Genomic DNA, 26,359 nt, shown 5'->3' on the forward strand with positions numbered 1-26,359 from the left:
TCTTTTTGAGGGCATAAAAATAGCCCTTTTCTTAAAATTAAGAAACAAAAAACAGGCCAAACCTTAAAATTCTTTAAAAAGAAATGATTTTTACAATTTCATCAATCTATCTTTCAGTAATTTATATGACACAGGCATATTCTCAGTGTCACCTTGTAAAACGGTATCCGCCCCAAACTCCTTTTTTAACCGTTCTGCTTCAGCGGGCAAAACTTTTTCAATGATTTCAACAAACTTCACGGGATGTGCTGTAGAAACAAAGAAACCGGCTTCATCGCTCTTTATATCGCGTGTCAATCCTAAATATCCTGTTGCCGAATGTGGGTCCAAAAGATAATTATGTTGTTGAAAAACAGATTGAATGGTTTCCAGAATTTCCTTATTCGTAATTATATCTGCTGAGAAAATACGTCTGAGTTGTTCCAGGTTATTTTCAAACAAATAATAGAGTCGTGGAAAATTACTCGGGTCACCTACATCCATGGCATTGGCATAAGTAACAATTGTATCGCGGGGATTGTAATCTCCCGTTTTCAAAAACCTTGGAACCACGTCATTGACATTGGTAGCCGCGATAAAACGTTTCACCGGAAGCCCCATTCGATAAGCCATAACAGCAGCTGTAATGTTACCAAAATTGCCACTTGGAACACAAATTACCGGTTTGGCGCCCGGTAGTCTTCGCTGAATGTCGGCTACACCATGAAAATAATAAACCATCTGAGGAAGAAGCCGTCCCAGGTTAATGGAGTTGGCCGAAGTAACCGCAACATCCTTCCGCAGTTCCCGATCATTAAAAGCCTGTTTAACCAGGCGCTGACAGTCGTCAAAAGTACCCTCTACGGCTATGGTATGAATGTTATAGCCAAGACTGGTCATCTGGTTCTCCTGATAAGGGCTTATCTTTCCTCTGGGATAAAGCACAACAACCTCTATCCCCGGTACTTTGTAAAAACCATGGGCAACAGCGCCACCTGTATCGCCCGAGGTAGCGGTTAATACCACCATTTTTTTATCCTTTACAGGATGGAGCCGGCTCATCAGGCGTGAAAGAAATCTTGCACCTACATCCTTAAAAGCTTGCGTAGGACCATGAAACAATTCCAGAACATTTATATTGTCGTGAATATTCACCAACGGAATGGGAAAAGAAAAGGTTTCTTCCACCATTTGCCGAAGCGTTGCATCATCTGCTTCTTCTTCTACAAATGGCCGAAGTACCGAAAAAGCAATTTCGTTCAAAGAAAAACCTGATAGTGAGGCATAAAAGTCATTGCCTAAATAGGGTATCTGCTCGGGCATAAAAAGACTGCCATCATCGGAAAGGCCTTTAAATATGCCTTCTGATAAAGATACCGATTGTTGCTTTGAGCCTATGCTTATGTACTTCATTCGTATAAAATTAAATTGACTCAGGAGAATAGTTTTTGAAGAACCTCTCCGTCTTTCAGCAATCCGAGGGAACCGTTCTTAACAGAAAACTCATCAAAGACGGAAACACTATCTGGTTTTTCGCCTGGTTTTATCAGAAGAAAAGGAACCGGATCGGAAGTGTGAGTGCGCAGAGCACAAGGGGTAGGATGATCGGGCAACAAAGCAAGCGAAACCTCTCCTTCCATGTTTTTGATCCCTTCCCATAACGGTTTCAGAAGTCTGTGGTCGAAGTCCTCCACGACCCGTTTCTTAAGCTCTTTGTCACCTTCGTGTCCGGCCTCATCAGCGGCTTCCACATGCAAAAATACAAAATCGACTTTTTTAAGAGCGCTGACAGCAGCAGCTGCTTTGCCTTCATAATTGGTATCAAACAATCCCGTAGCGCCTTCGACATAAATATTATCAAGTCCGGCAAGACTTCCGATGCCACGAATTAAATCGACTGCAGAGATAACTGCACCGGAATGTATCCCCCATCGTTCTTTGAAAGTCGGAAATCCTCCGGGTTTTCCGGGCGACCATGGCCATATAGCATTGGCAGGTGGAAGTCCCTTCTTTTTCCTTGCCACGTTTACGGGGTGCTTATCTAAAAGTTTAATAGAACGTTTTATCAAAGAAATAAGTGTTTCAGCTGTTTGATTGCCAACTTTTGTCCCTTCAGGTAACAGTCTGGCCATTTCCTCGCCCGGATGGTCGTGTGGCGGACGACAGATGACATCACCTTCACCACCCTGAAGCATCATAAGATTCCGGTAGCTTACGCCCTGATAAAAACGAGCTCCGTCTTTAATAAACTCATCATTTAGGGACTGTATGAGTTCTTCAGCTTCTTCGTTGGAAATATGACCGGCCGAGTGATTCATCAATTTTCCGTTTTCAACGGTCACCAAATTGCATCTGAACACAAGTTCGTCGGGGCGAACAGGTATTTTAAGAGCAGCAGCTTCAAGGACGCCCCTGCCCGGAAAATATTTCCGGGGATCAAATCCCAAAATACTCATATTGGCAATTTCGCTTCCCGGATGCATTCCTTCCGGAACCGATTGCAATAAGCCTGTTTGGGCTATTGAACAAAGATGATCCATAACCGGCTTTCGGGCCATCATCAGGGGTGTCTTGTTATTCCATTCCGGTATGGGCAAATCAGCCATACCATCAGCCAAAACAACAATATATTTCATCCGTATAAAATTTAATTATTAAGGTCGGATGGAACTCGCATGCAAGCGTTTTATACATGTTCTATTGTGACAAACTTTGTCATGCTCGTTTCACCCGTACAAAATAAGTTATTTTATTGGTCTGATGCAACCTCGTCCCGGCTTATCTGTATTCATCTTATCATACTTTAATTGATGTCAGATTCTTCGCTCCGCTCAGGATGACAAACAGCTAAGGTTAAGGTTGAGGTTGAGGTTGAGGTTGAGGTTGAGGTTGAGGTTGAGGTTAAGGTTGAGGTCGAGGTTGAGAGTTCACCACAGTTGACACAGATGAACACAGATTATTTTTATTAACATCAATAAAAATCACATTTTAGTCTGTTTGCTTTTTTAAAATTCTCCCCCTTCGTCAGAATGACAAAGGGCCTCTTGTCATTCTGAGGAGGTAACGACGAAGGATCTGCCACCTGTTTTTGGTTTCTTTGATGATTACTGGTTAGCGAGTATTTACATATATTCTTGTTGTGGGAATAAATGAGCCCAATCTAAAAAGCATCTTTGTTGCCAAACTCGTTGTTGTTTTAAATATTTGAATCCTCATTAACAACAAGTTAACTCCTATACAAAAATTTAAAATGCCTGGATTTTGACAAAAATATGCTTTTTATCCTGCACTCATAAATGTTACTACACCATGCCCTTGACAAAATCCATCTGTTTTGACCGGGCTCACGTTTAGCTAACGGACAAAAATAGACCTTTTTAAATGAAGAAAGAAATGAAACGGGAATTGTTATTGCATCGGCATATCCATTTATCCCTGAATGACCGGAATTTTGTTCTTACGCATACCCTTTGCCCCTACCCTTTCTCAGCTCTAAACCAGTGGTATATTATGTTCACTGCAAATCTGCCTCATTTCATCAGACCAAATGCTGGCCTGTATTTCACCAATATGCGCTTTACGCAGGAAATACATGCACAGGCGCGACTGACCAATACCGCCGCCAATGCTTAAAGGGAAATCGCCGTTCAGCAGACGCCGGTGAAAAAGAAAATCTTTTCGGTAAAGTACAATCTTTGATCTCCAACTGTCGCTGTAATGCTTCGGCATCAACACGAATACCCATGGATGAAATTTCAAACGCTCTCTCAAGAACAGGATTCCAGAGTAAAATATCACCATTTAATCCCGGATATCCCTCTTCGCCCATTGTACTCCAGTCATCATAGTCAGGGGCTCTGCCGTCATGAGGCTCTCCATTGGATAAGTTCCCGCCAATTCCGATTAAGAAAACAGCACCGTAATTCTTACAAATGGCATCTTCCCGCTCTTTGGGAGAAAGATTCGGATATTGTTGAAGCAACTCTTCACTATGTATAAAATGAATTTTTGATGGCAAAAGCGGAGTCAGTTGCGGATATTTTTCGTAAAGAATAAATTCGGTTCTTTTCAGCACTTCATAAATGCTCTTCACTATTTTCTTTAAAAACCGGACGCTGCGGTCGGTTTTATTAATAGAACGTTCCCAGTCCCATTGATCGACATAAATTGAATGCGTATTATCAAGTACCTCGTCGGGACGAATGGCATTCATGTCGGTATAAATTCCAAATCCAGGCTCAATATCATAGTCGGTGAGCACCATTCTTTTCCATTTTGCCAGACTGTGAACAATCTCGGCTTCTTTGTCGCCAAGGTCTTTTACCGGAAATGTGACGGGACGTTCCGTTCCGTTTAAATCATCATTAATGCCTGTGCCCTTCAGAACAAATAACGGGGCTGTTACTCTTCTTAATCGCAATTCGGAAGACAACCCCGACTGAAATGCATCTTTAATGACCGTTATGGCGTGTTCGGTTTGCTTCAAATCCAACAAAGGCCGGTACCCTTTGGGAATGAATAGTTTATCTATCATAATTGTTGAAATACGAAATATACTTTTATTTTCTTCACAAAATTACGCACCTAAATTACAATTAAAAAATTTTTGGACACATTTTTTATCATTTTATCATATAATAGCCCTGTTTTTTTAATTAATTGAAACGAGTATGACAAAAATAGTTCTTTCAGGATCAGACTCATTTATTGTTTTAACCAAAAAATTGAAATACCCAAAGGAGGCATCGCCGAATTTTTATTATCTATCTTTGCGGCAAAAATAAAGAGATGGAACAGCATTACAGCAGGAATATAATAAGGCTGTACATTATAAAAACAGCGAAATGGTTCATGCTGACCATGCCCATCATTATGCTGTTCTATAAGGATATGGGTCTGAGCCATGAACAATCCTTTCAGCTTAAAGCCATATACAGTATCAGCGTTGTTATCTTTGAAGTACCATCGGGTTACCTGGCAGACATACTTGGGCGAAGAATAACCCTCATTTTGGGTGCAATATTGGGTACGCTGGGCTTCCTGTTTTACTCAATTGGCGGGGGATTTTGGATGTTTCTGGCAGCGGAAATGACCTTAGGTATCGGGCAGAGTTTTGTTTCGGGCGCCGATTCAGCAATGTTGTTTGACTCGCTGAAATCGGATGGTCGCAGTCATCAATATCTCAAATACGAGGGGATAAACTATTCGATAGGGAATTACTCGGAGGCTTTGGCGGGATTGGCTGGCGGTGCCCTTGCGGAGATCAGTCTGCATCTTCCCTTCTACTTTCAGACCGGCATTGCTTTTCTGGCAGTACCCGCCGCGTTTACATTGCTTGAGCCACCATCAAAGCAAAAGCCTGGGAGACCAGGATTCAGAGACATATTAAAAGTAGTACATTATGCACTTGTGAAAAACATCCGACTCAGATGGAATCTGATCTATTCGTCTATCATTGGTACGAGTACACTCACCATGGCATGGGTGTACCAGCTGCGGCTCGATGAGTTTGGTTTTAAGGAGATTTTCATCGGGGGCACCGCCACAGCTCTGAACATTTTGGTAGGAACGGTAACTCTATTCTCGTCGAGGCTGGAAAGGAAAATGGGGAAAAAGATTACCGTAATGACCACCAGCCTGTTAATTACCGGAGGTTTTGTGGCAGGGGGACTCACGCATCAGGCTTTTTTCTTTTTGCTACTTCTGGGAATCTTTTACATGGCACGAGGTGTGGCAACACCTGTCCTGAAGGATTACATCAACCAAATTACACCGTCAGAAATAAGAGCTACCGTTTTATCGGTTCGAAATTTGCTGATACGGGCTCTTTTTGCTGTTATAGCACCCCTTTTCGGGTGGCTCAGTGATAAACTGTCGCTTGCTCAGGCGCTGTTAATCGTCGGGCTTGTCTTTATGGCATTAGCTCTCTCTACGGTTTCTTTATTTCTGAACACTTTGAAAAATTACTAATTAGTGCCGGGTACTGATCTCAAACTTCAATCTCCAATCCGTCATAAGCCAGTGCAATATTTCCCGGGAGTTGTTTAGATATTTCCGCATGTAAGCCCATGTGATGACTGATATGGGTAATAAAAGCCTGCCGTGGTTCAAGTTCTTTTATTATAGCTATGGCCTGCTCAAGATTAAAATGTGAGATGTGCTCTTTTATCCTCAGTCCGTTAATAACAAATACTTCACTGTTTTTAAGTTTTGACATGCTCTCATCAGGAATACGGCTGGCATCGGTAATATAGCTGAAATTACCGATACGGAATCCCAGAACAGGCATCAGATGGTGATACACCCGAACAGGAACAACCGGAATACCGAAAACTTTAAACGAAGCATGATCGTTTATTTCGTTCAGTATCAAATCAGGTACGCCGGGATATTTTTCATCTTCATCTTTAAAAGCATAAGCGTATTCCTTCTTTAACGCGCTAAGCGTTCGTTCTTCGGCATAAAGCTGTGTGGGTTGTTTGTTTATCCAATTGAATGCCCTGACATCGTCGAGTCCGGCAGTATGGTCTTTATGCTCGTGGGTATATAAAATGGCATCCAGTCGTTTTGTATCGGAGGCCAGCATTTGCTGACGAAAATCCGGGCCCGAGTCAATGACCACAACACGGTCATCGGTTTCTATTTTTACAGAAGAACGCATTCGCTTATCTTTTGTATCTGACGAATGACAAACTTCGCAATCACATGCAATCATGGGAATTCCCATGGAAGTTCCGGTTCCTAAAAATGTAACTTTCAAAGTATATTGTTTTATGTTTAATTATCAATTCCTTCCGATTCTGAAAATATGCCTAAACGCAAAGGTGCGAAGACCCTCAGTTTTTTATGCTGATGAATCCTCGTCAACAACAAGTTAATTCGGGTACAAAAATTTAAAACGCTTTGATTTTGACAAAAATATGCTTTTTATACTGCACTCAATAACTTAAAGCCCCAATTTTAATTAATTTTCGGGTATTTAAAAACACATTTTTCATAGCCCAAACAACAGTTAATCGTGGAGATAAGTAGTTAGTCTTTGCAAGAAAACACCAACTACTGCGTTATTCTCGTTTTTGAATCAGTTATTTACGAAGAATAAACTCCTTGGATTCAAAAACTTCGAAAGCCTTGTATTTGGCGCTTTCTTATCAAAGACTAAAAAAAACTTAGTGTTCTTGCTGGCACTAGTTATCTGTAAACATTCGACTTCTATCACGGTATCCAGGCCTCTACGCCCGGGAATAAACCATCACACAGATTAATTGTTTATCATTGACCAAACTATTACATACAATAGATTGTTAGTTTTATAAATGATTCGTATTATCTTGATATGTTGTATTTTAACAGACAAAATCAAATAATCACAAATAGCTGATTGACAATCCGCTACAGGATTAATCAAGTACTATACTTTTTTTTTTTAAGACAAAGACATTTTTAAAATCTTAAACTTATGAAGATAAAATCATTATTAACTGCAGTATTTTTGTTCACGGGAGTATCCATTATTGCGGGACAAACCGGTTTTTACGATTTCAAAGTAAAAACCCTGGATGGAGAGACATTCGACTTTGCCAGTTTGAAAGGGAAAAAAGTGATGATTGTAAATACTGCCAGCAAATGTGGGTTCACTCCGCAATATGAGCAACTTCAGGATATTTATGAGAAGTATGGCAAAGACCATTTTGTCATTATCGGTTTTCCGGCCAACAACTTTATGAATCAGGAACCGGGGACGGCCGAGGAAATCCGTGAGTTTTGTGATGTCAACTATGGCGTTACCTTTCCGATGATGGCAAAAATCAGTGTAAAAGGAGATGACCAGCATCCTTTGTACCAATGGTTAACCAATAAAGAAAAGAATGGCGTCAGTGACAGTGAGGTCAAGTGGAATTTCCAGAAATATCTGATCAGTGCCGACGGGAAACTTGAAAAAGTAATTCCGTCAAAAACGAGGCCTGATGACCCTGAAATTATCGCCTGGATTAAAGACTAAGCAGAGATTCCCCGGCTTTAGCTTATTGACGACACCACTTTCAGATTATTTTACATTAGTTTTTGCCTTTAACCGTCTGGCCAGATTCGAAGTTATTTTCTATTTTTACATCCGAAACGAGCAGCATGACAAAGATTGTTATAAAAGAACATGTATAAACACCATCTAACCTCTAATCATAAAGAAACCAAAAACAGGGAACAGATTCTTCGTCGTTACCTCCTCAGAATGACGTTAGACAGTCTGTCATTCTGAGCGGAGCGAAGAATCTAAAAAAAGCAAACAGAGTAAAATGTGATTTTTATTGATGTTAATAAAAATAATCTGTGTTCATCAGCGTCATCAGTGGTGAACTCTCATCCTCATCCTCATCCTCAACCTCAACCTAATCAGATGAAACGAGCATGGCAACGTTTTGCCACAATCAGAATATGTATAAGTTCTTGCATGCGAGTTCCATCCGAACTTAATAAATAACTTTTATACGGATGAAAATAACTTCGATTTTTTATGTCCCGACTGAAAATATACCGTGCATCAGCAGGTTCTGGTAAAACATTTACCCTGACCCGTGAATTCATCCGCTTGCTGTTTAACGATCCTTTCGCTTATCGTCATATTCTGGCCGTTACCTTTACCAACAAAGCTACAGCCGAAATGCGTCAGCGCATTTTGCAGAAGATTTATGAACTTGGATATCTCACCGGCAGCAAACCCGACTACATGGATGAGCTGATAGATGAGACGGGGATGACAGAACTTCAGGTACGTGAAAGAGCCCGGTTAATATTGAGACTTTTGTTGCATGATTTTTCAAGGTTTTCTGTTAATACCATCGACAGTTTTTTCCAGCAGATTATCCGGGCTTTTGCAAGGGATGCCGGACTTCAATTGGGTTTCAGAACCGAATTGGACCATCAGTCCATACTCACCCAGGCCATTGATCGCGTTGTGCTCGAAATAGACATGAAAGGCCATGAGGCCATAAAAAGATGGCTTCTTGACTTTGCAGAGAAAAAAAATCTCAGAGGGAAAAAGCTGGAACATCAACAGAGAGATCAGTTCCTTTTCTGAAGAAATATTCAAAGAAGCCTATCAATCGGTTGCCGGCATTCTTTCTGAAAAACTGGCCAACCGCCACTTTATGAATTCCTACCTTTCCCGGCTTCATCAAATAATTCGAAGCTATGAATCTGAACTTCAAAAATATGGAGAAAAAGGCCTCGCTCTGATTAACCGGTACAATCTTGAAATAAGCAAAGATTTCAACAACGGGAGCCGTGGCAAAATGATGGTCTTCCTCAAACTCGCCAATGAAGAAAAATACAACGAAGCACATATTTTTTCTTTATATAATAATCTCGATTCGTGGCAAAAGAAAAGTAATCCGGCCCATATCAATAATACCATCGAAAAAGTCTATACAGGAGGATTAAATGATCTTCTCGGACAAATGACAGGTTTCATCCACGAACGTAAAAGAGAGTATCTGACGGCAAAAGCCATTATAAAAAATTTTTATACCCTGGGAATTATTAATGATGTCAATCAAAAGATATTGGAAATATCGAGGGAACAAAATGTATTCCTGCTTGCCGGAACCAATCATTTGTTGTCGCGCATTATACACGAGGATGAAGCGCCATTTATCTATGAGCGCACAGGAACCAGGTATGAGCATTACATGATTGATGAGTTCCAGGATACCTCATCGCTTCAATATGCCAACTTCCGGCCGCTCATTTGGAACAGCCTGGCTCAGGATCAGTTTGCTATGCTTGTGGGTGATGTAAAACAATCCATCTATCGTTGGCGGAATTCGGACTGGACGTTACTGGCCGAACAGGTGGAAAAAGATTTTAACACTTTTGGAACCCAGGTAAAAACACTTGACACCAACTGGCGAAGCAGCCGCAATGTTATTGCATTTAACAATGGCTTTTTCAAACATGCTGCCAGGGCTTTACAGGCAAATTTAAACAACAAAGCCCCCAACGATATTCCTGATGAAGACCTGCCCGAAGGATTCGATTTTCAAATCATGGAAGCCTACCAGGATGTTGTGCAGAAAATGCCTTCGGGAAAAACAGCAGAAGAAGGACACGTTTCTTTTTCATTTCTGGAAGCTGACAGAAAAGAAGATTTTCAAAATTCAGCCATCGAAGCTGCTGTAAATCATATTCACGAGTTGATCAACAATGGATTTGCCATTTCAGACATTTGTGTTTTGGTACGGAAAAGAAATGAAGGAACGGCCATTACCAATGCCCTGCTGTCAGGAGATTATCATCCGGAGAATAAGACGCTTCCTGTTATCAGTAATGAAACACTTCAACTAAGCAGCTCTCCTGCAGTATTATTCATCATCAATCATCTGAAATTCATTCAAAATCCTGATGACAAAGTACTCGAATCTTTCATCCGGCTTCACTGGGAAAGGCATCAGCGTGAAAACAGCGAATCACAATTTAACGCTTCTGATGTTTTTCATGATCCATCACGGATCAGAACATGGGAAGAACATCTGGCATTTTTATCGGAAAAACAAACGTTTCCCCTGTACGATTTAGCCGATGAACTGGTACGTCTGCTTCCCCCTGCAATACGAAAAGAACAAGGCATTTATATCCAGACTCTTCTCAACAGCATTAATCATTTTTCTTCACGCGAAACAGCGGATCTGGCATTGTTCCTCGACGAATGGGATAAAAGCATTCGCTACGACTCGGTTATGGTTCCCGAAAACCAGAATGCCATACGCGTGATGACCATACACAAGGCCAAAGGACTGGAATTTAAAGCTGTCGTTATACCGTTTTGTAACTGGGAACTGGATGCTTCACGGCAACAAAACCTTTTATGGTGTAAACCTCAAAAAGCACCATTTAACCAATTGGAACTTGTTCCGGTAGATTATGAAAAATCACTGGCAGACACCTGTTTTGCCAAAGAATATTTGCAGGAGCTCATGCATCAATACATCGATAATCTGAACCTGATGTACGTGGCATTTACCCGTGCCAGGCATTCGTTAACTGTTTTTTGTCAAAGAAAGAAAAAAGCACCAACAGACCTGGTCACCGTATCAGACCTTTTATGGTTTCATTTTACCTCGCGCGAAACCGATCAGGAAGCGTTGCCCGGAAGCTGGGATGAAGGGAGCTTCAAATACCTGTCGGGACAGCCAATTCCGGAAAAGAGAAAAGAAGAGAACAAAGAAAAAAATCGAAACGAACGCAGACCCTTTAAAACGCATCGCCTGGAAACCATTGAGACTTTCTCATTCAGGGAACGCATCTCGATTCATTCAGAAAGCACCGAATATTTCGACGACGAAGCTGTTGAGAAAGGCGCTTCGTACGGTAAAATTATGCATCGCCTGTTTGAAATGATCGAAGTGCGTAGCGACCTCAATAATGCTTTGAAAACATTGTGGTTTGAAGGTAAAATTAATGAATTTGAAATGGCGCAAATCCGTAAAAGCATGGAAAAATGGCTTTCGAAACCAGAAGTTCAAAGCTGGTTCGACGGCTCCTGTAAAGTCCTGTCAGAGGTGCCGATTCTGGACAAAAACATTCACCGTCCCGACCGCGTAATGCTCAGAAAAGACGAAACCATTGTTGTGGACTATAAATTCGGTAAAGAAGATACCATCCAACATCAGGCTCAGGTTAAAGGATATATGAAAAGCATAAAAAACATGGGACATCCAAATGTAAAAGGATACATCTGGTATGTCCCGCATGATGAAATTGTAAAAGTTGATTATGAGGCGATTCAGGGTAAATTGTTTTAGCCCGGGACCTGTGCCCGACTAAAACAAATCTCTCAGTTTATTCTTAACTTCATCTACTTTCTTTTTCACATCTTCATCTTCCATCAGCTTTTCCACGCCTTTTTCCACTTCGTCCTTAAGCTTTTCTTTTGCCTGATCTTTAAATTCATCATCAAGTTTAAATTTAAGTTGCGGGTCTTTCACCGTTCCCTGCACCAGTACATCAACCATTACATTATCAACTGATGAAGGAACAGTAGCGCCCAAAAGACCGGCAACATTATTCAACTCGCTCCTGCTTACGGGCATTTTTATGGTGTAATCAAGACGCTGATCCAATCCCTGGGTACCTGAAATCGTCAACTTTTTCCCGAACAAATTGGTTGTGAAAGGCTTAACAATCACATTCCCGTTTTCCAGTACAAAATTAACCGACAAATCCTCTGCCCGGGCTTTTCTGTATTTATCGTTTTTAAGCATAGTAGCCAGGGCATTTTGCACTTTCGCTTCCGAAATTTCCACGCCTTTTGATTTAAGCAGCCCCCCGCCGTTAATTGAACTTAGGATGGGCGACATATCGTTCCCTATCAGACTATTGAATTTGAGATTGGTGGAAACCGTACCTGAGGCCTTTTTAGCAATGGGCATAATGGAATCTACTATACTGAAAGAATTTACAGCCTGATGGATATCGATGGTTTGGAGTGCCATATCAAAATTGACAAACGGTCGCAAAGTATCTGCCGTGTTGTACTCGCCCGATATAACCATGGAACCGCTCAACATATTGGATTTCAACCCGTCCAGAATAACTCTGCCGTCAACAATACGTATTTCGCCTTTCACATTGGTTATGGTCAGCTTATCATATATCAGCTTATTGATATTGCTGTTAAGTGTGAAATTCAGATTTTTGGGAACAACAATCAACTCCATCGCGGTGGTATCTTCTTCTACCTGAGTAGTATCTTCACCGGATAGTTGCATTAGTTCGTTGACATCTATAAGTCCGGAACCATGGTCGAGTCTTCCCTGTAACACACCGTCTTTAAGAGCATAAGAAAGATAATTTTCCACTTTGCCATTAAGATTAAAGTCGCTGCTTCCCAATGAGCTTTGGAATGTAATCAGTTCCATAGTTCGGGGGGTGATTTGTAAATCGGCAGTAGTAATTTTGAAACCTTGCGGCCAATCTGTCGTCTTAAAGAAGAAATCTTTCATGTTGAATTTCCCGTTGGCCTTAATATCTTCATATTGCTCTTTTTCTACCATGTTGTAATCACCGTCTACCGTGAGGTTTAAAGTGATTAGGCCGCGCAATTCCATACTGTCCACAGGAATGGCACTGGTCAGTGATGCCAGGTCAATGGTCCCCTTCATATTGCCTTTATAGGTAGCATTAGAGACCGGTGTTTCAACATGAAGAAAAGCATCGAACGGATTGTTACCCAGATTAAAATGAAATTTATTAATATCGATAACGGTGTTGTCCGCCGTTCCTCCGGGATTATCCACTATAACGTCAATCTGTATGTCATCAACGGATTCAGGCAAATCGGGGTATTGAATGCTTCCGTCATTTACGTTAAGAACAAGGTTGAAAGCCGGAAGATGATCAGAATCGATGTATCTGCCTTTGGCTATAGCTTCCAGGGTCAGATTGCCATTGGTCTGAAGGTTTTCAAAGTCTTTTAGATAATTCTCCGGAACCATGGACAGAAGTGTTTTGAAGCTGGTTTCTTTGGCACCGAGCTTCAAATCCATATCATAACCTTCTTCAACCAGTCCAAAAGTCCCGTCAAAGCCCAGTACCAGCTCATTAAAACGAAATTCGTTCTCTTTGAAGGTAAATGCCATATTCCCGAGATCGGCACCAATGACGGCATCCAGAGATACAAAAGCATCCTTCACAAATTTTGTTCCTTCCATCTGAAGGTTGAAACGCTGAACAGAAGTGTTGAGGTCAAGATTGGTGGCTTTCTGGGAAAGGTCACCCTCCATAACTGCGTCAAGATCATCAATGGAAGTAGCTAAAGCCATTGTTTGATCTTCATAAGAAAACGATGCATCACGAATCTCAAACATTTTAAGCTGCACTGCAAAATCAGAAGCGGCGGTCGTATCTTCTTCAACCTCCTCCACCTCTTCGCTAACAGGCACAATATTCCAGTTTGCCACAGAATCGCGGTTGACTTTCAGCCATGCTTTCGGACTGTCAAGGAATATCGAATTGATTTGAATAGCATCACCGCTGATGACACTCCATAAATCAACACTAGCGGTAAAAGAACCAACATGGAGCAATGTATCTCCTGCAAAAGGTTCTTTATTGACAATGGTGAGCCCATCCAATCCCATTGCAAGATTAGGAAAATGCCTGAACATCGATAAACTGAACTTATCGAAGGACACTGTGGCGGTAATATTTTCATTGATTACCTCAGTGACTTTTTGCTCTATCTTCCCTTTAAAAAGTGAAGGAATGATCAGCAAGAGCAACAGAATAAGGACAATTAAGCCCGCTAAAATTTGCAGAAATCGCTTCATTGGTATAAAATTTATCTAAGTTATTGGTCTGATGCATCTCATTAACGCAGAGATACCATGACGCAAAGTTTTTATTATTAGAGAGTTGCGATTTGTGATATTAATTGTGTAAACAATTCGGCTTATCGGGACTCATCTATAAATCTAACAATCTATTATTCGCAATCAAATTTAAAAAAAAGGAAAGAGATTTATTTGAAATAAATCATTAAAGTTTTCTAATCAATCTTTCGGTCCGTAGATCAAATGCGTCCGTAGAGGTCATAATCATCAGCGGCAGTAATCCGGACATTATAGAATTGTCCGGTTTTCAGGTTTTCCGAATCCGGAATTAACACTTCAGGGTCCACCTCGGGTGAGTCAAATTCGGTACGTCCAATGTAAAAACCATCTTCTTTGCGGTCGATTATAACTTTAAGCGTCTGACCAACTTTTTGTTCATTGAGTTCTCTGCTGATGTTTCTCTGAAGTTCCATTATCCGGTCGGCTCTCTCCTGCTTCAAAGAAGATGGAATATTGTCTTCGTAATTTTTCCAGGCAAAGGTATCTTCCTCGTGCGAATAGGGGAATACTCCAAGTCGTTCAAATCTCGTAGCACTAATAAATTCAAGAAGTTCCTCAAAATCTTTGGCAGTTTCTCCGGGGTGACCGGTTATCATTGTTGTCCGGAGATGAATGCCCGGTACCTTTTCCCTCATTTCCCGAATGAGCTGAATGCTTTCCTTTTTAGTAATACCCCGACGCATTAATTTCAACATATTATCTGAAATGTGTTGCAAAGCGATATCCATATAAGTACATACTTTCGGATTTTGTGCCATAACATCAAGTATATCCTTTGGAAAACCGGCCGGATAGGCATAATGAAGACGAACCCATTCAATCCCGTCAATTTCAGTAAGTTTTTCGACCAGTGTGGCAAGCCTTCTTTTTTTGTACAAGTCTGTTCCGTAGTAAGATAAATCCTGGGCAACAACCTGTAATTCTTTCACCCCTTTTGACGCGAGAAAAGAAGCTTCATCCAGTAAATCTTCAATGGTTTTCGATCTGTGCTTGCCGGTAATAATGGGGATGGCACAATATGAACAAGTCCTGTTACAACCTTCGGATATTTTCAGATAGGCAAAATGACCAGGCGTAGTAAGCGACCTCTCATTGGTGAGATCGGGTCGGAAAGAGCTCCCCAGGTCGGAAATCAGTTCTTTCCAGTTAAACTTACCGTAAAATTTGTCAACTTCGGGAATTTCCTGTCCCATCTGATCGAAATAACGTTCGGACAGGCACCCCATGACAAACAATTTCCTGATTTTTCCTCGTTTCTTAGCTTCAACAAAATCCAGGATAGTATCGATGCTCTCTTCCTTGGCATCCCCAATAAAGCCACAGGTGTTGATAACTACAATTTCCCCACGAGGAGTGTCAGGGTCGTGTTCAACAGTAAAGCCTCCGGCCTCGAACTGTCTGATCAGGAACTCTGAGTCAACAAGATTTTTGGAACATCCAAGTGTAATTACATCAACTCTCTTCATCGGGTACCGGCTTTTGTAATGATGCTATTCGTATGATAATCAGCCAAAAAGGGAATCAACAAAAGCCTGACGGTTAAACACCTGCAAATCGTCAACGCCCTCTCCTATGCCGATATATTTGACAGGAATCTTAAATTGGTCGGATACCCCGATGACAACCCCTCCCTTGGCGGTACCGTCAAGTTTGGTAATAGCCAGAGCCGTTACTTCTGTTGCTTTGGTAAACTGCCTGGCCTGTTCGAAAGCATTCTGACCGGTGGAACCATCCAAAACAAGTAATATTTCGTGAGGTGCATCTGGAACTATTTTCTGCATGACCGTCTTCACCTTGGTCAGCTCATTCATCAGGTTTACCTTGTTGTGCAGCCGTCCTGCGGTATCGATAATTACAACATCGGCATCTTTCGCCTTTGCAGAAGAGAGTGTATCATAGGCAACAGAAGCAGGATCGGAACCCATTTTTTGTTTCACCAACGGTACGTCTACCCGGTCTGCCCATATTTCGAGCTGCTCGATGGCTGCAGCGCGAAAAGTATCGGCTGCACCAAGAACCACTTTTTTCCCGGCCGATTTGAATTTATGGGCCAATTTGCCAATAGTAGTGGTCTTTCCTACACCGTTTACCCCCACTACCATTATTACATAAGGCTTTTTATCAGGGGGAAGGTCAAAATCACCTGCGTCGCTATTTTCATTTTCAGCAAGAAGGGCTGCAATTTCTTCACGCAATATTTTATTAAGTTCTCCTGTATTGACATATCTGTCGCGAGCTACACGCTCTTCAATCCGCTCAATAATCCGGATGGTGGTATCTACTCCAACGTCGGAAGAAATCAACACCTCTTCCAGGCTGTCCAAAACATCATCATCGACCTTTGTTTTGCCAACAACGGCCCTGGACATTTTTTTAAAAACACTCTCCTTTGTTTTTGCCAGTCCTTTGTCCAGATTTTCTTTTTTGGTTTTATTAAAACCGCCGAATATTCCCATAATTAAACCAACTTTAAACAGCAGCCACCTGCCTCACTAAGTGTCTCTGCATGAAGCACCAATTACCACGTCAGGAAAGCTTTTCAGCCGGCACTTTCCATGCAGACATACAACTTATATAATTTTTTTGCGAATCAAAAGCCACAACAACCCGCCAAACTATTTCAGACAAGTGGTAATTAATCGATTAGATAAACATGCAAGAAAATTACAATCCACTCATAATATTACCTTCGCCTCAATGCATTCATGCTTTTTTAACGGCCGGCTATGACCAGGCTCAACTTAACCTGATTTATGCATAAATTTTCTATTGCGAAAACTTATGAACAAAGCGGGTCGGGTTAAAATTTGAAGAGGCAAAGATAATCAATCCTGCTGAATAAAGTAAAAGTAAATCAGTAAACAGGGACAAGTCACCAGGGTCCGGGCATTATCCGAGTATGGATATCAAGACACCGGCAGCAACAGCCGATCCGATAACCCCTGAAATATTGGAGGCCATGCAATATTGAAGCAAATGATTACTGCTGTCATGTTTCAGTCCCATTTCATTGGCAACTCTGGAAGCCATCGGAACTGCGCTCAAACCGGTAGCACCCACCAGAGGATTGATCTTTTTCTTCGACAGCAAATTATAAACCTTAACCGCCAGAATCCCTCCTGCAATAGAGACAGCAAAAGCCAGAAAGCCGCCAACAATGATGCCAAGCGTTTTTAAATCAAGAAAAACATCGGCTGTCATTGTCGCACCGACAGCAAGGCCAAGAAATATTGTTGCCGTATTCATAATAGGACCTGTCGCAGCATCCGACAGTCTTTGTGTAATGGTGCCTATCTCCTTTATCAGGTTTCCAAACAACAACATTCCAAGCAAGGGAACAGATGAAGGGACCAGAAAAGCAACTATCACGCCCAATACCACAGGGAAAATAATTTTTACCGCTTTAATATTTTTAATCTGATGTTTTGGCGGATACAGTTTGTCCTGCTTTTTCATATTGATCTTAAATTCCTTTTTTGTCATCAGCCGGTTGGCAACAAGAGGAATAATAACAGGTACAAGCGCCATATAAGAGTAAGCGGCAATGGCTATAGGCCCAAGTAAATGGGGAGCCAGCAATATGGTGGTATAAATGGCCGTCGGTCCGTCGGCACCGCCAATAATCCCCAGAGCTCCTGCTTCTTTTGGGGTAAATCCGAGTGCAATGGCACCGAAAAAAACACCAAAAATACCTATCTGAGCCGCAGCGCCAAAAAAGGCTAACCGCAGATTTCTAAGCATTGGACCAAAATCGGTCAATGCCCCCACTCCCATAAAAATGATAGGTGGCAAAAAGCCGGTTTTTATCAGAGAATAATAAATGTAGTTCATGATACCGTACTCACTGGCAATCTCAAAAAGATTCATATACCTGTGATCGGGAAGCGCTACCATATCGGCAGGCACCACTCCCATATTGCCACCCGGCAGGTTGGCCAGGATAATTCCAAAACCTATCGGTACCAATAACAAGGGCTCATACTTTTTTACAATTCCAAGGTAAAGTAAAACCGCTCCTATAACTATCATTAACAAAACACCGGGGCTTTCGATGATTTGCCCCAGTGCTGTCATTTCGTATAATTGATTAATAACTTCCATACAATTTCTTCGGATCAATAAAAGATCGATTTTGTTGAAAACTCAATAATCCCGAATACTCATTTCGATGTCAGCCAAGCACAACGAGTTCATCGTCTTCCTCAACATCGCTACCGTTTTCTTTGAGTATTTGTTTTATCTCACCACTTTTATCGAAACGGATGGCGTTGTATGTTTTCATTGCTTCAACATACCCGAGGATATCTCCTTCCTTGACCTTATCTCCTACTTTAACAGGGGTTTCGCTTGAATCTTTGGTGAAATAGAACTTTCCTTCGAGTGGAGAAACAACAACTTCACCGTTGACCGAAGTCTGTTGTGATTTCTCACCATTGCCGGATGCTTTCCCGGAAGAATCGGATATCTGAGTGTTGCCTTCGTAAGAAACCGTTACTTCAAAATCCTCTCCATTTACATTAATGTTCATTTTGGAAGGAGCAAATCCGGTTACCGGCGTTGTGCCTGCTTTTTCTCCTTTATTGGCTGCTGAAGCTTCAGCCGTTCTTTTTCTTTCAGATCGGCTTCAAATGCTTCTTTGGCCTTACCCGACTTATAGTTGCGGTATTGTTCGGGATGCATAGCCAATTCCATAAGCTCTTCATCATCCTGGCCATAATCCCAGCCGTTTTCATCCATTTCTTTCCTGAAATCATCAAGTGCATCCGGATAAAGCTCCTGGGGATGACCGGTAAAAAATTCTTTTCCTTCGTTTTCGGCAAGTTCAATAATTTCCGGAGCCAGTTTGCCCGGTAGCCGTCCGCTTTTACCAAGGATCATGTCCCAGATGTTATCCGCGATCATGCTCCAGCGTTTTCCACCCTTCTCGAGTTGGATCACATTCATAAGAGCCAGATTTTTCACATACTGGCTGAATGGTGTTACCAGAGGCGGATAACCAAGTTTCGGCCAAATGAACTCCACTTCTTCAAAAAGCTTGATCAACAATTCATCCTGGGTAAGCTCCGGCTTGTTATGCTTTTTCTTCCATTTATTGATAGTGGCCAGGTTGTTTTCCAGATCGGCCATCAGACTGCCCATCATTCCTCCCGGCAATCCGGGTCCGATAAGCAAGGAATTCATCAGGCGGTTCCTCGGATTAATATAATACCCCAGAAAGTCGTCAATGAATTCCTGTGTCAGCTTCCTTACTTCCATGTAAGCTTTCATATTTACCTCCGGTACCTCAAATCCGTCATCCTTAAGCATGGCCTGAATGGTAAGCAAGTCAGCATGTCCTGTTCCCCATGAGAGCGGTTCCATGGCCACATCCACATAATCGACGCCGGCACGGGCTACTTCAAGAACAGTGGCAACTGAAAAACCGGGTCCCGAATGCCCGTGATACTCAATGGGAACATCCTTATATTTATTCCGTATTCCTTTAACAATTTTACCGAGCCAGGCAGGACGGGCAATACCGGCCATGTCTTTGAGACAAATCTCATCGGCTCCGGCTTTAATGAGCTGGTCGGCTAAGTCGATATAATAATCGACGGTGTGAACCTCCGAATAGGTAAGACTCATTGAAGCCTGGGATATCATCCCTCCTGCTTTGGCATAGTTTATTGAGTCGATTATATTTCTCGGATCATTCAACCCGTCAAAAGACCGGGCAATATCTGTACCCTGCTTCTTTTTTACTTTGAACATCAACTTACGAACATCGGCGGGAACCGGAGACATGCGGATGCCGTTCAATGCTCTTTCAAGCATGTGTGTCTGTATTCCGGCCTCATTGAAAGGTTTAGTCCAGGCTCTGACAGCCTGATTGGGATTTTCACCAAAAAGCAGGTTGATTTGTTCAAACCCGCCTCCATTGGTCTCGATTCGGTCGAAACATCCCATATCAATGATAGGTGGAGCAACTCTTTCGAGTTGATCTTTGCGTGGCACATATTTCCCTGATGATTGCCACATGTCACGATATAAAAGAGAAAAACCAATTTTTTTACGCATAACTTATATTTTCAATTATTTATTGCAGAGTCAGCTCAAGAGATAATTTAAGGGGCAGATTTATCAGTATAAAATTTATTTATTAAGGTCGGATGGAACTCGCATGCAAGAACTTATACATGTTCTGTAGTGACAAACCTTGTCATGCTCGTTTCATTATTCTTTTTTCCTGATTTCGACTACAGTACCACGACCGCCCGTAACGTGCGTAACTGCAGCAACAATGGCAGCAACTTTCGATGCATTCAACCCTCCAGTCGATGTACCTCGGTTTTCCTGCACACCTGAATAGGGAAAAAACCGGTTTACAAAGAGAATTATGCCATTGCCGATTAGAACTACAAATAATAACACGGCAAAAACCGTTAACATTCCTACACCCAGTAATACCCAGGCCTGATCAAAATAGGCTTCCATATTATAGTTTCGTTTTCAATTTGAAACAATAACTTGTTTGTTTCATCAAAAATGTTGCAATTATAGTTGATTTTTGTACATTTATTCTCAAAATCGACTTTTTTGAAGCGTGATTTTCTATAATTCACTCTCTAAAAAATTAATTATCTGGGTAATATAATTTTGATAAAAATGGTAACAAATTAGAGTTTTTTTTCTTTAATTAGTATCCGTACTGAAAGCACCGTTCGCGGCATGACGATTGCCGTCAAAATCTCATCCCAATATGGCGGGACTTCGTTTTTGGCGGCTTGTGTTACAGAAAAAGCTTTATCCAGCAGGTGTATGCAATCCTTGGAACCGGCACTTTCTGAACAGGCACACAATTCGTAAAAATTTTTGCGAGTTTATAGACTGACACTAATCAAGGTTGAGTGCAGTATAAAAAGCCTTCAAACTGCTGATTTTTACCATTTTTACCCCTGACCCCTAAAGGGGAACTTCTAAAAATCAGCAGTTTGAAAAAGTCCCCTTTAGGGGATTTAGGGGTCAAAAGGCTTTTTAGACTGCACTCAAGGTTAAAGATAAAGCAGAAGAACGATACGAAGTCTTCAGAGTTGAATCGGGTATTGTCCTTTTTATTAATAAACAGTAAAACAACATGGAACCAACAAGAGAATATGCACTAACCCTGCTAAAAAAGTACAATCAGAGTGAAAGTTTGCTAAAGCACGCTTTGGCTGTTGAAGCAGTGATGAAACACTTTTCTGAAAAATACGGTGAGGATAAGGAGAAATGGGGTATTATTGGATTGGTTCATGATCTGGACTATGAAAAATACCCGGAACAGCACTGCCTCATGACCAGAAAAATTCTGGAGGAAGAAGCTTGGCCTGAAGACTACATACGTGCCATCGAAAGCCATGGCTGGGGCATTTGCACCGATACCAGACCAGAACACATTATGGAGAAGGTGCTTTACGCAACTGATGAACTGACAGGACTCATTGTAACCTCTACGCTTGTTCGTCCCGATAAAAACCTGCATGAACTAAAAGTGAAGTCTGTCATGAAGAAATGGAAAGACAAACGCTTTGCCGCAGGCGTTGACAGGAATATCATTCAAAAAGGGGCTGATATGCTGAATATTGAATTACGCGATCTGATATCGGAATGCATAGAGGCTATGAAAAGTGTTGCTAACGAATTGGAGCTGGACGGAAATAATTAAAAAATTATCCTCCGTATTCTTTGACAGCTTCATACATTGCTACCACATTTTCAACCGGTGTTTCCACCTTTAATTTATGCGAAGGTCCGAGGATAAAGCCTCCGCCCGGGGACATAACATCCAAAAGTTCCTTCACGCCCTCTTTCACTCGGTGAGGTGTTCCCTTGCGTAAAAGCAATTCTTCATCCAATCCGCCGGAGAAAGTAATCATCTGCCCAAAATCTTTCTTCAACCCTTCAGGAGCCATACCAGCTGCCCTGGTCTGAATGGGATCGAGAACATCCGCACCCAGCGAAATAAACTCGGGAACAAGTTTCCGAACGCCGCCGCAGCTGTGCATATAAAACTTAACCCCCAGCTTGCGCGGGACATCCATAAACTTTTCAATGGCAGGCCGGCAATAGTTGTTCCATGCATCGTAACTGATGATTAATCCGCTTTCGGCACCGAAATCATCTGCAATCCTGATAAGGTCTACTCTATTACCCGTTGCTTCAAAAAATTTATCTATAAAATCAATATAAAATCCAGTGACCTTTTCAACCAGAACATTGAAAAAACGTGGGTTATACATCATCACATCCAGAAAAGTATCTCTTCCCACCAGACGCTGAATAATACGAAAAAGCCCCGGAGAAGAATATCCGGGAGCTGTCATAATGGCATAATCTTTATATTTTTCACATTGTGCCGGTAATGTAGAAAAATCGAATAAAGCGGTTGTTGGCCAGGGATAATCCTCCAGGAAAGCAGGATCGGTAATGCCCTGCAGTGGAAATTTAACAGCTTCCCAATAACGCAAATCGCCTCTTCCAACCAGATCATATTCAACGCCCCAGATGTCCTGTTTATGGCCATTTTCTTTATCGACCAAAGACTTCCCGACGTAATCGGGTTCTACCCACCGAAAGTCAATACCCAGCTGCTCCAGCATCTCGTCTTTATCAGAAAACCCCATCCGGGCAATCATTTTCTCCGTAAATTCGGGAACTGCCCAGTAAAATACCGGTACACGGTCGGGCTCTTCATGATTCAAAGCTGATAATACGCGTTCTTTATGGTTCATAGTGTGAAATTTTATAGTGAAGAATCACGGCCCTTCAGTGGTTTCATTACAAATTTATAGGTATACTCTGCTTCGGTTAGCCTGTATTGTTTGTGTGTCCATGCTCCCCAGCTGTTATCTCCCCCCACGCCCATCTGCATGAGGTCAATATCGACAGCCGTTAAGTCTCCTGGAACAATATCGGTGGTATGGCGCTGAACATCAGGATGGTAAAGCAACCGACCATCTTCATTAAAAGGAGATTCAAAATCCTGCAAAAGATTATGATGTGCCGACACCTCCAATAACTGCTCTCCTTCAAACAGAATTCCTTGTCCGGATGCATTGGTAATGCTAAGCCATCTGACATCCGTTTTGTTGCCATTCTCCTGAGGCCGGACATAAGGCCAGTACTGATCGGCTACCGAGCCGGAATAAATATCCACAAATGCCGAGGTTTTACGGTCCTGGTAGGATTCATGGGGCCCGCGACCAAACCACTTCATCTGATCAAACTCCCGGGGCATAATGAGGGTCATACCCATACGCGGAATTTCGGGCAACCCCTCATCATCCTTGACGAAATGGTGGGTAACACTTATTTCTCCGTTTCCGAAAATTTCATATAATACTTCGGATTGTCCGATATTATCACCTATACTATCCTGATATTGATAAACAAAAGAAATCGATTTGGGATTGGTTCTTTGGTTGATCTCGTATGAGTCAACGGTCATGTATTTGGCCACATCACGCCATATACCGGCGCGGACAGGAAGCCCATTGCCGTAATCATTGTCAACAGGTGCTCTCCAGAAAGCAGGCTCGGGTCCACTCGTTAACAATGCTTTCTGATTAAAAGAATATCCGGTCATCAAACCCTGAGTAACATCAAAACTTATACTGAAACCATTTCCGGAAAAAATGACTGCTGTATCGGGTTTCTCCCATTTCATATCCACCCGTCCGCCGGGAATATTGCGCGATGCTTCTGCTTTAAAATGAGGAAGTTTAAATTGCTCTTTTGCCAGTATAGTTGCGGCAGGCAAAATACCCATATCCTCTTTCAGACGGGCATAAAGATTCAGAAAATATTCAGTGCCTCTGCGAACCGGAAAATCAACATTTATCGAATATACCTTTTCATCATAAGGCGATAAGGCCACATTCTCAATTTCTCCGGATTTTATCATTTCTCCGTTTCCTTTTATTTCCCATTCAAAACGGAACAGGTCGGTTGAAAGAAAAGCATATTTATTTCTGATTTCTATTTTGCCGTTTTGCAGGTCAACCGGTTTGAATCCGATATATTGATAAACTTTCTTCACCTCTTCCAACTCGGGCTGAGGGACACGGTCAGGGTCTACAACACCGTTAATGCAAAAATTTCCGTCGGAAGGAACGGTGTCGGGCCCAAAATCGCCTCCGTAAGCCCAAAACTCTTCTCCTTTTTCATTGGTCTTGATGAGCCCCTGGTCAACCCAGTCCCAAATAAAGCCACCCTGCATCACATCATACGATTCAATAACATCCCAGTAATCCTGCAGGTTACCCACGCTATTCCCCATGGCATGCGCGTATTCGCATTGAATGAGTGGCTTTTGTCCGTTATTCTCCGCATAATATTTCATTTGCTCAATCAATGCATACATAGGCATAAAAAGATCGGTATTGCGACCCCCGTGCGCCTGTTCATACTGCACGGGGCGGCTACTGTCAACCGATTTCAGATAATCGTGAGTGGCATCAAAGTTGACACCATCACCGGCTTCATTTCCAAGTGACCATATTATTACTGAGGGTTGATTTTTGTCCCTTTCAAACATATTTTGTGTTCTGAACAAGTGTGCCTCTTTCCAGAGTGTATCCTTGGCCAGCGATTCTTTTCCATAGCCCATGCCGTGAGATTCAATATTGGCTTCATTGATCACATAAAGACCGTATCGGTTGCATAATTCATAAAATCTTTCGGGCTGCGGATAATGAGATGTTCTTACTGCATTAATATTATGACTCTTCATGAGTTCTATATCTTTCATCATGGTGGCTTCATCCACAACATGACCCGTTAGAGGATGATGCTCATGAAGATTGACGCCCTTGAGATAGACATACTGTCCGTTGATGAATAATTTACGGTCGAGTATCTCGATCCGCCGAAATCCGACATCCTGCTGTATAACCTCAAGAACACTGCTGTCCTCATCTTTCAGAATAATTTCCAGTCGATACAGATTTGGAATTTCAGCCGACCAGCGTTTAACAGATGATATTTCGGAACTCCATTCCACCTGCTTGTCCACCACAGCATCAATAAAACTCTCAACTCTTTCATCGCCATAATACAGATTGGCTTCAACAACCACAGGATCGTCAACAGATACATTATTAAACCATAACTTTAAGGCAAAAAGACCCGTTCTGAAATCATCTGACAAATCGGAAGTAACCCTGAAATCTTTTATGTGTTGTTGGCTTCTTGCCATCAGAAACACATCGCGGGTGATACCTCCCAATCGCCAGAAATCCTGGTCTTCGAGATAACTGCCATCACTCCACTTGAATACCTGTACCGATACCGTATTTTCTTCCGGTTTGAGATATTCAGTAATTTCAAACTCGGCAGGTGTTTTACTGTCCTGGCTGTAACCGATAAGGTTTTCGTTAACCCAGACATACATGGCAGAGCTTACCGCACCAAAATGAAGAAAGACATTTTTGTCTTTCCAGTTGTCAGGAACTGTAAATGTTCGCTTATAAGAGCCAACAGGATTGTAATGATCCTGAATTTTGGGTGGTGTTTTGGCATGAGGGTATCTGATATTGGTATATATGGGATAGTCGAATCCTTGCATCTCCCAGTTCGAAGGCACCGGGATTGTTTCCCAATCGCGGGTGTCAAAATCGTTTTTATAAAAATAATAGGGCCGCTCCGAAGGATTTTGCGCCAAATGAAACATCCAATCCCCGTTAAGAGATTTGATCAGCGACGAGGCCCAAATATTATCCGGATCAACCTCGCCGGTATTGGCAAATGGCACAAACCATGACCTCGGATTTTCTCTGTTTATCTGGTTAACTTTTGGATTTTCCCAGTCGCGCGGTTCTTTTTCATCAAAAGGAACGTCGGAATAATCTTTATAATTGGTACAGGAAGTAAAAAGTACCATTGCCATCAAAAAAAAGAAACAGGAATACTTCATCAGTATAAAATTAGTCTAAGTTATTGATCTGAAGCAACTCATCCCGACTTTTCGGAACTCA

Annotated in this window: 18 protein-coding genes; 5 read left to right on the forward strand and 13 right to left on the reverse strand. The window is 41.9% G+C overall.

The genetic code is table 11. The annotated features are described in order from the left end of the window. Window positions 1-90: 90 nt before the first annotated feature. The 3 genes from thrC to asnA form a co-directional block, all read right to left on the reverse strand. A complete protein-coding gene (thrC, locus tag ATH1_RS0105660; RefSeq protein WP_010418775.1) occupies window positions 91-1,392 on the reverse strand; it encodes a threonine synthase in 1,302 nt (433 codons plus the stop codon). A 20-nt stretch (window positions 1,393-1,412) separates the two neighbouring features. After that, on the reverse strand, window positions 1,413-2,615 hold the full coding sequence (locus ATH1_RS0105665; protein ID WP_010418779.1) for a cofactor-independent phosphoglycerate mutase: 1,203 nt from the start codon (window positions 2,613-2,615) through the stop codon (window positions 1,413-1,415). A gap of 941 nt (window positions 2,616-3,556) precedes the next feature. Then, window positions 3,557-4,513, reverse strand: a complete 957-nt coding sequence (gene asnA / locus ATH1_RS19010) for an aspartate--ammonia ligase (RefSeq protein ID WP_010418782.1) — start codon at window positions 4,511-4,513, stop codon at window positions 3,557-3,559. 254 nt (window positions 4,514-4,767) lie between these two features. Between asnA and ATH1_RS19015 the strand changes: the two genes are divergently transcribed. Then, window positions 4,768-5,949, forward strand: a complete 1,182-nt coding sequence (locus ATH1_RS19015) for an MFS transporter (protein ID WP_010418784.1) — start codon at window positions 4,768-4,770, stop codon at window positions 5,947-5,949. 19 nt (window positions 5,950-5,968) lie between these two features. Here the strand turns inward: ATH1_RS19015 and ATH1_RS0105680 are convergent, their stop codons facing one another. Continuing rightward, window positions 5,969-6,739, reverse strand: coding sequence for an MBL fold metallo-hydrolase (locus ATH1_RS0105680; RefSeq protein WP_010418787.1), 771 nt, complete (start codon window positions 6,737-6,739; stop codon window positions 5,969-5,971). 699 nt (window positions 6,740-7,438) lie between these two features. Between ATH1_RS0105680 and ATH1_RS0105685 the strand changes: the two genes are divergently transcribed. The 3 genes from ATH1_RS0105685 (at window position 7,439) to ATH1_RS19020 (ending at window position 11,777) form a co-directional block, all read left to right on the forward strand. Further along, on the forward strand, window positions 7,439-7,981 hold the full coding sequence (locus ATH1_RS0105685) for a glutathione peroxidase (protein ID WP_010418788.1): 543 nt from the start codon (window positions 7,439-7,441) through the stop codon (window positions 7,979-7,981). Window positions 7,982-8,491: 510 nt separating this feature from the next. Next, a complete protein-coding gene (locus ATH1_RS22165; protein WP_010418790.1) occupies window positions 8,492-9,055 on the forward strand; it encodes a UvrD-helicase domain-containing protein in 564 nt (187 codons plus the stop codon). Then, on the forward strand, window positions 8,988-11,777 hold the full coding sequence (locus tag ATH1_RS19020) for a UvrD-helicase domain-containing protein (protein ID WP_010418792.1): 2,790 nt from the start codon (window positions 8,988-8,990) through the stop codon (window positions 11,775-11,777). The genes ATH1_RS22165 and ATH1_RS19020 overlap by 68 nt, the downstream gene beginning before the upstream one ends. Before the next feature lie 18 nt (window positions 11,778-11,795). Here ATH1_RS19020 and ATH1_RS0105695 read toward each other — a convergent pair whose 3' ends face one another. The 7 genes from ATH1_RS0105695 to ATH1_RS0105725 form a co-directional block, all read right to left on the reverse strand. Then, window positions 11,796-14,303, reverse strand: coding sequence for an AsmA family protein (locus ATH1_RS0105695; protein WP_010418793.1), 2,508 nt, complete (start codon window positions 14,301-14,303; stop codon window positions 11,796-11,798). Window positions 14,304-14,545: 242 nt separating this feature from the next. Beyond that, on the reverse strand, window positions 14,546-15,832 hold the full coding sequence (rimO, locus tag ATH1_RS0105700) for a 30S ribosomal protein S12 methylthiotransferase RimO (RefSeq protein WP_010418795.1): 1,287 nt from the start codon (window positions 15,830-15,832) through the stop codon (window positions 14,546-14,548). 39 nt (window positions 15,833-15,871) lie between these two features. Continuing rightward, entirely contained in the window at window positions 15,872-16,822 is a 951-nt protein-coding gene (gene ftsY / locus ATH1_RS0105705) for a signal recognition particle-docking protein FtsY (RefSeq protein WP_010418798.1), read from the reverse strand. A 433-nt stretch (window positions 16,823-17,255) separates the two neighbouring features. Continuing rightward, window positions 17,256-18,467 carry a sodium ion-translocating decarboxylase subunit beta gene (locus ATH1_RS0105715; RefSeq protein ID WP_010418801.1) on the reverse strand — a complete coding sequence of 404 codons (1,212 nt, stop codon included), beginning with the start codon at window positions 18,465-18,467 and terminating at the stop codon, window positions 17,256-17,258. Window positions 18,468-18,537: 70 nt separating this feature from the next. Beyond that, complete coding sequence (locus tag ATH1_RS21920) at window positions 18,538-18,894, reverse strand: acetyl-CoA carboxylase biotin carboxyl carrier protein (RefSeq protein WP_211208068.1); 357 nt, start codon at window positions 18,892-18,894, stop codon at window positions 18,538-18,540. A gap of 20 nt (window positions 18,895-18,914) precedes the next feature. Further along, window positions 18,915-20,423: an oxaloacetate decarboxylase gene (locus tag ATH1_RS19025; protein WP_211208069.1), complete on the reverse strand. Its 1,509-nt coding sequence runs from the start codon at window positions 20,421-20,423 to the stop codon at window positions 18,915-18,917. Between the two features lie 156 nt (window positions 20,424-20,579). Further along, window positions 20,580-20,840: an OadG family protein gene (locus ATH1_RS0105725; RefSeq protein ID WP_010418804.1), complete on the reverse strand. Its 261-nt coding sequence runs from the start codon at window positions 20,838-20,840 to the stop codon at window positions 20,580-20,582. A gap of 640 nt (window positions 20,841-21,480) precedes the next feature. Here ATH1_RS0105725 and ATH1_RS0105735 point away from each other — a divergent pair. Further along, entirely contained in the window at window positions 21,481-22,050 is a 570-nt protein-coding gene (locus ATH1_RS0105735; protein WP_010418809.1) for an HDIG domain-containing metalloprotein, read from the forward strand. Window positions 22,051-22,054: 4 nt separating this feature from the next. Here ATH1_RS0105735 and ATH1_RS0105740 read toward each other — a convergent pair whose 3' ends face one another. Beyond that, on the reverse strand, window positions 22,055-23,116 hold the full coding sequence (locus ATH1_RS0105740) for a uroporphyrinogen decarboxylase family protein (RefSeq protein WP_010418812.1): 1,062 nt from the start codon (window positions 23,114-23,116) through the stop codon (window positions 22,055-22,057). Between the two features lie 11 nt (window positions 23,117-23,127). Continuing rightward, on the reverse strand, window positions 23,128-26,298 hold the full coding sequence (gene lacZ / locus ATH1_RS0105745) for a beta-galactosidase, LacZ type (RefSeq protein ID WP_010418814.1): 3,171 nt from the start codon (window positions 26,296-26,298) through the stop codon (window positions 23,128-23,130). Window positions 26,299-26,359: the final 61 nt, after the last annotated feature.

Origin of the sequence: Anaerophaga thermohalophila DSM 12881 (assembly GCF_000191885.1) — a bacterium.
GTDB classification, from domain to species: Bacteria; Bacteroidota; Bacteroidia; order Bacteroidales; family Marinilabiliaceae; genus Anaerophaga; species Anaerophaga thermohalophila.

Excerpts from the sequence above, each read along its gene's own strand:
- ATH1_RS0105725 (WP_010418804.1), bottom strand. The coding sequence starts at position 20,840 with ATGGAAGCCTATTTTGATCAGGCCTGGGTATTACTGGGTGTAGGAATG.
- asnA (WP_010418782.1), bottom strand. The coding sequence starts at position 4,513 with ATGATAGATAAACTATTCATTCCCAAAGGGTACCGGCCTTTGTTGGAT.
- thrC (WP_010418775.1), bottom strand. The coding sequence starts at position 1,392 with ATGAAGTACATAAGCATAGGCTCAAAGCAACAATCGGTATCTTTATCA.
- ATH1_RS19015 (WP_010418784.1), top strand. The coding sequence starts at position 4,768 with ATGGAACAGCATTACAGCAGGAATATAATAAGGCTGTACATTATAAAA.
- ftsY (WP_010418798.1), bottom strand. The coding sequence starts at position 16,822 with ATGGGAATATTCGGCGGTTTTAATAAAACCAAAAAAGAAAATCTGGAC.
- ATH1_RS0105665 (WP_010418779.1), bottom strand. The coding sequence starts at position 2,615 with ATGAAATATATTGTTGTTTTGGCTGATGGTATGGCTGATTTGCCCATA.
- ATH1_RS0105685 (WP_010418788.1), top strand. The coding sequence starts at position 7,439 with ATGAAGATAAAATCATTATTAACTGCAGTATTTTTGTTCACGGGAGTA.
- ATH1_RS0105695 (WP_010418793.1), bottom strand. The coding sequence starts at position 14,303 with ATGAAGCGATTTCTGCAAATTTTAGCGGGCTTAATTGTCCTTATTCTG.
- ATH1_RS22165 (WP_010418790.1), top strand. The coding sequence starts at position 8,492 with ATGTCCCGACTGAAAATATACCGTGCATCAGCAGGTTCTGGTAAAACA.
- ATH1_RS0105715 (WP_010418801.1), bottom strand. The coding sequence starts at position 18,467 with ATGGAAGTTATTAATCAATTATACGAAATGACAGCACTGGGGCAAATC.
- ATH1_RS0105735 (WP_010418809.1), top strand. The coding sequence starts at position 21,481 with ATGGAACCAACAAGAGAATATGCACTAACCCTGCTAAAAAAGTACAAT.
- ATH1_RS0105740 (WP_010418812.1), bottom strand. The coding sequence starts at position 23,116 with ATGAACCATAAAGAACGCGTATTATCAGCTTTGAATCATGAAGAGCCC.
- lacZ (WP_010418814.1), bottom strand. The coding sequence starts at position 26,298 with ATGAAGTATTCCTGTTTCTTTTTTTTGATGGCAATGGTACTTTTTACT.
- ATH1_RS19025 (WP_211208069.1), bottom strand. The coding sequence starts at position 20,423 with ATGCGTAAAAAAATTGGTTTTTCTCTTTTATATCGTGACATGTGGCAA.
- ATH1_RS21920 (WP_211208068.1), bottom strand. The coding sequence starts at position 18,894 with ATGAACATTAATGTAAATGGAGAGGATTTTGAAGTAACGGTTTCTTAC.
- rimO (WP_010418795.1), bottom strand. The coding sequence starts at position 15,832 with ATGAAGAGAGTTGATGTAATTACACTTGGATGTTCCAAAAATCTTGTT.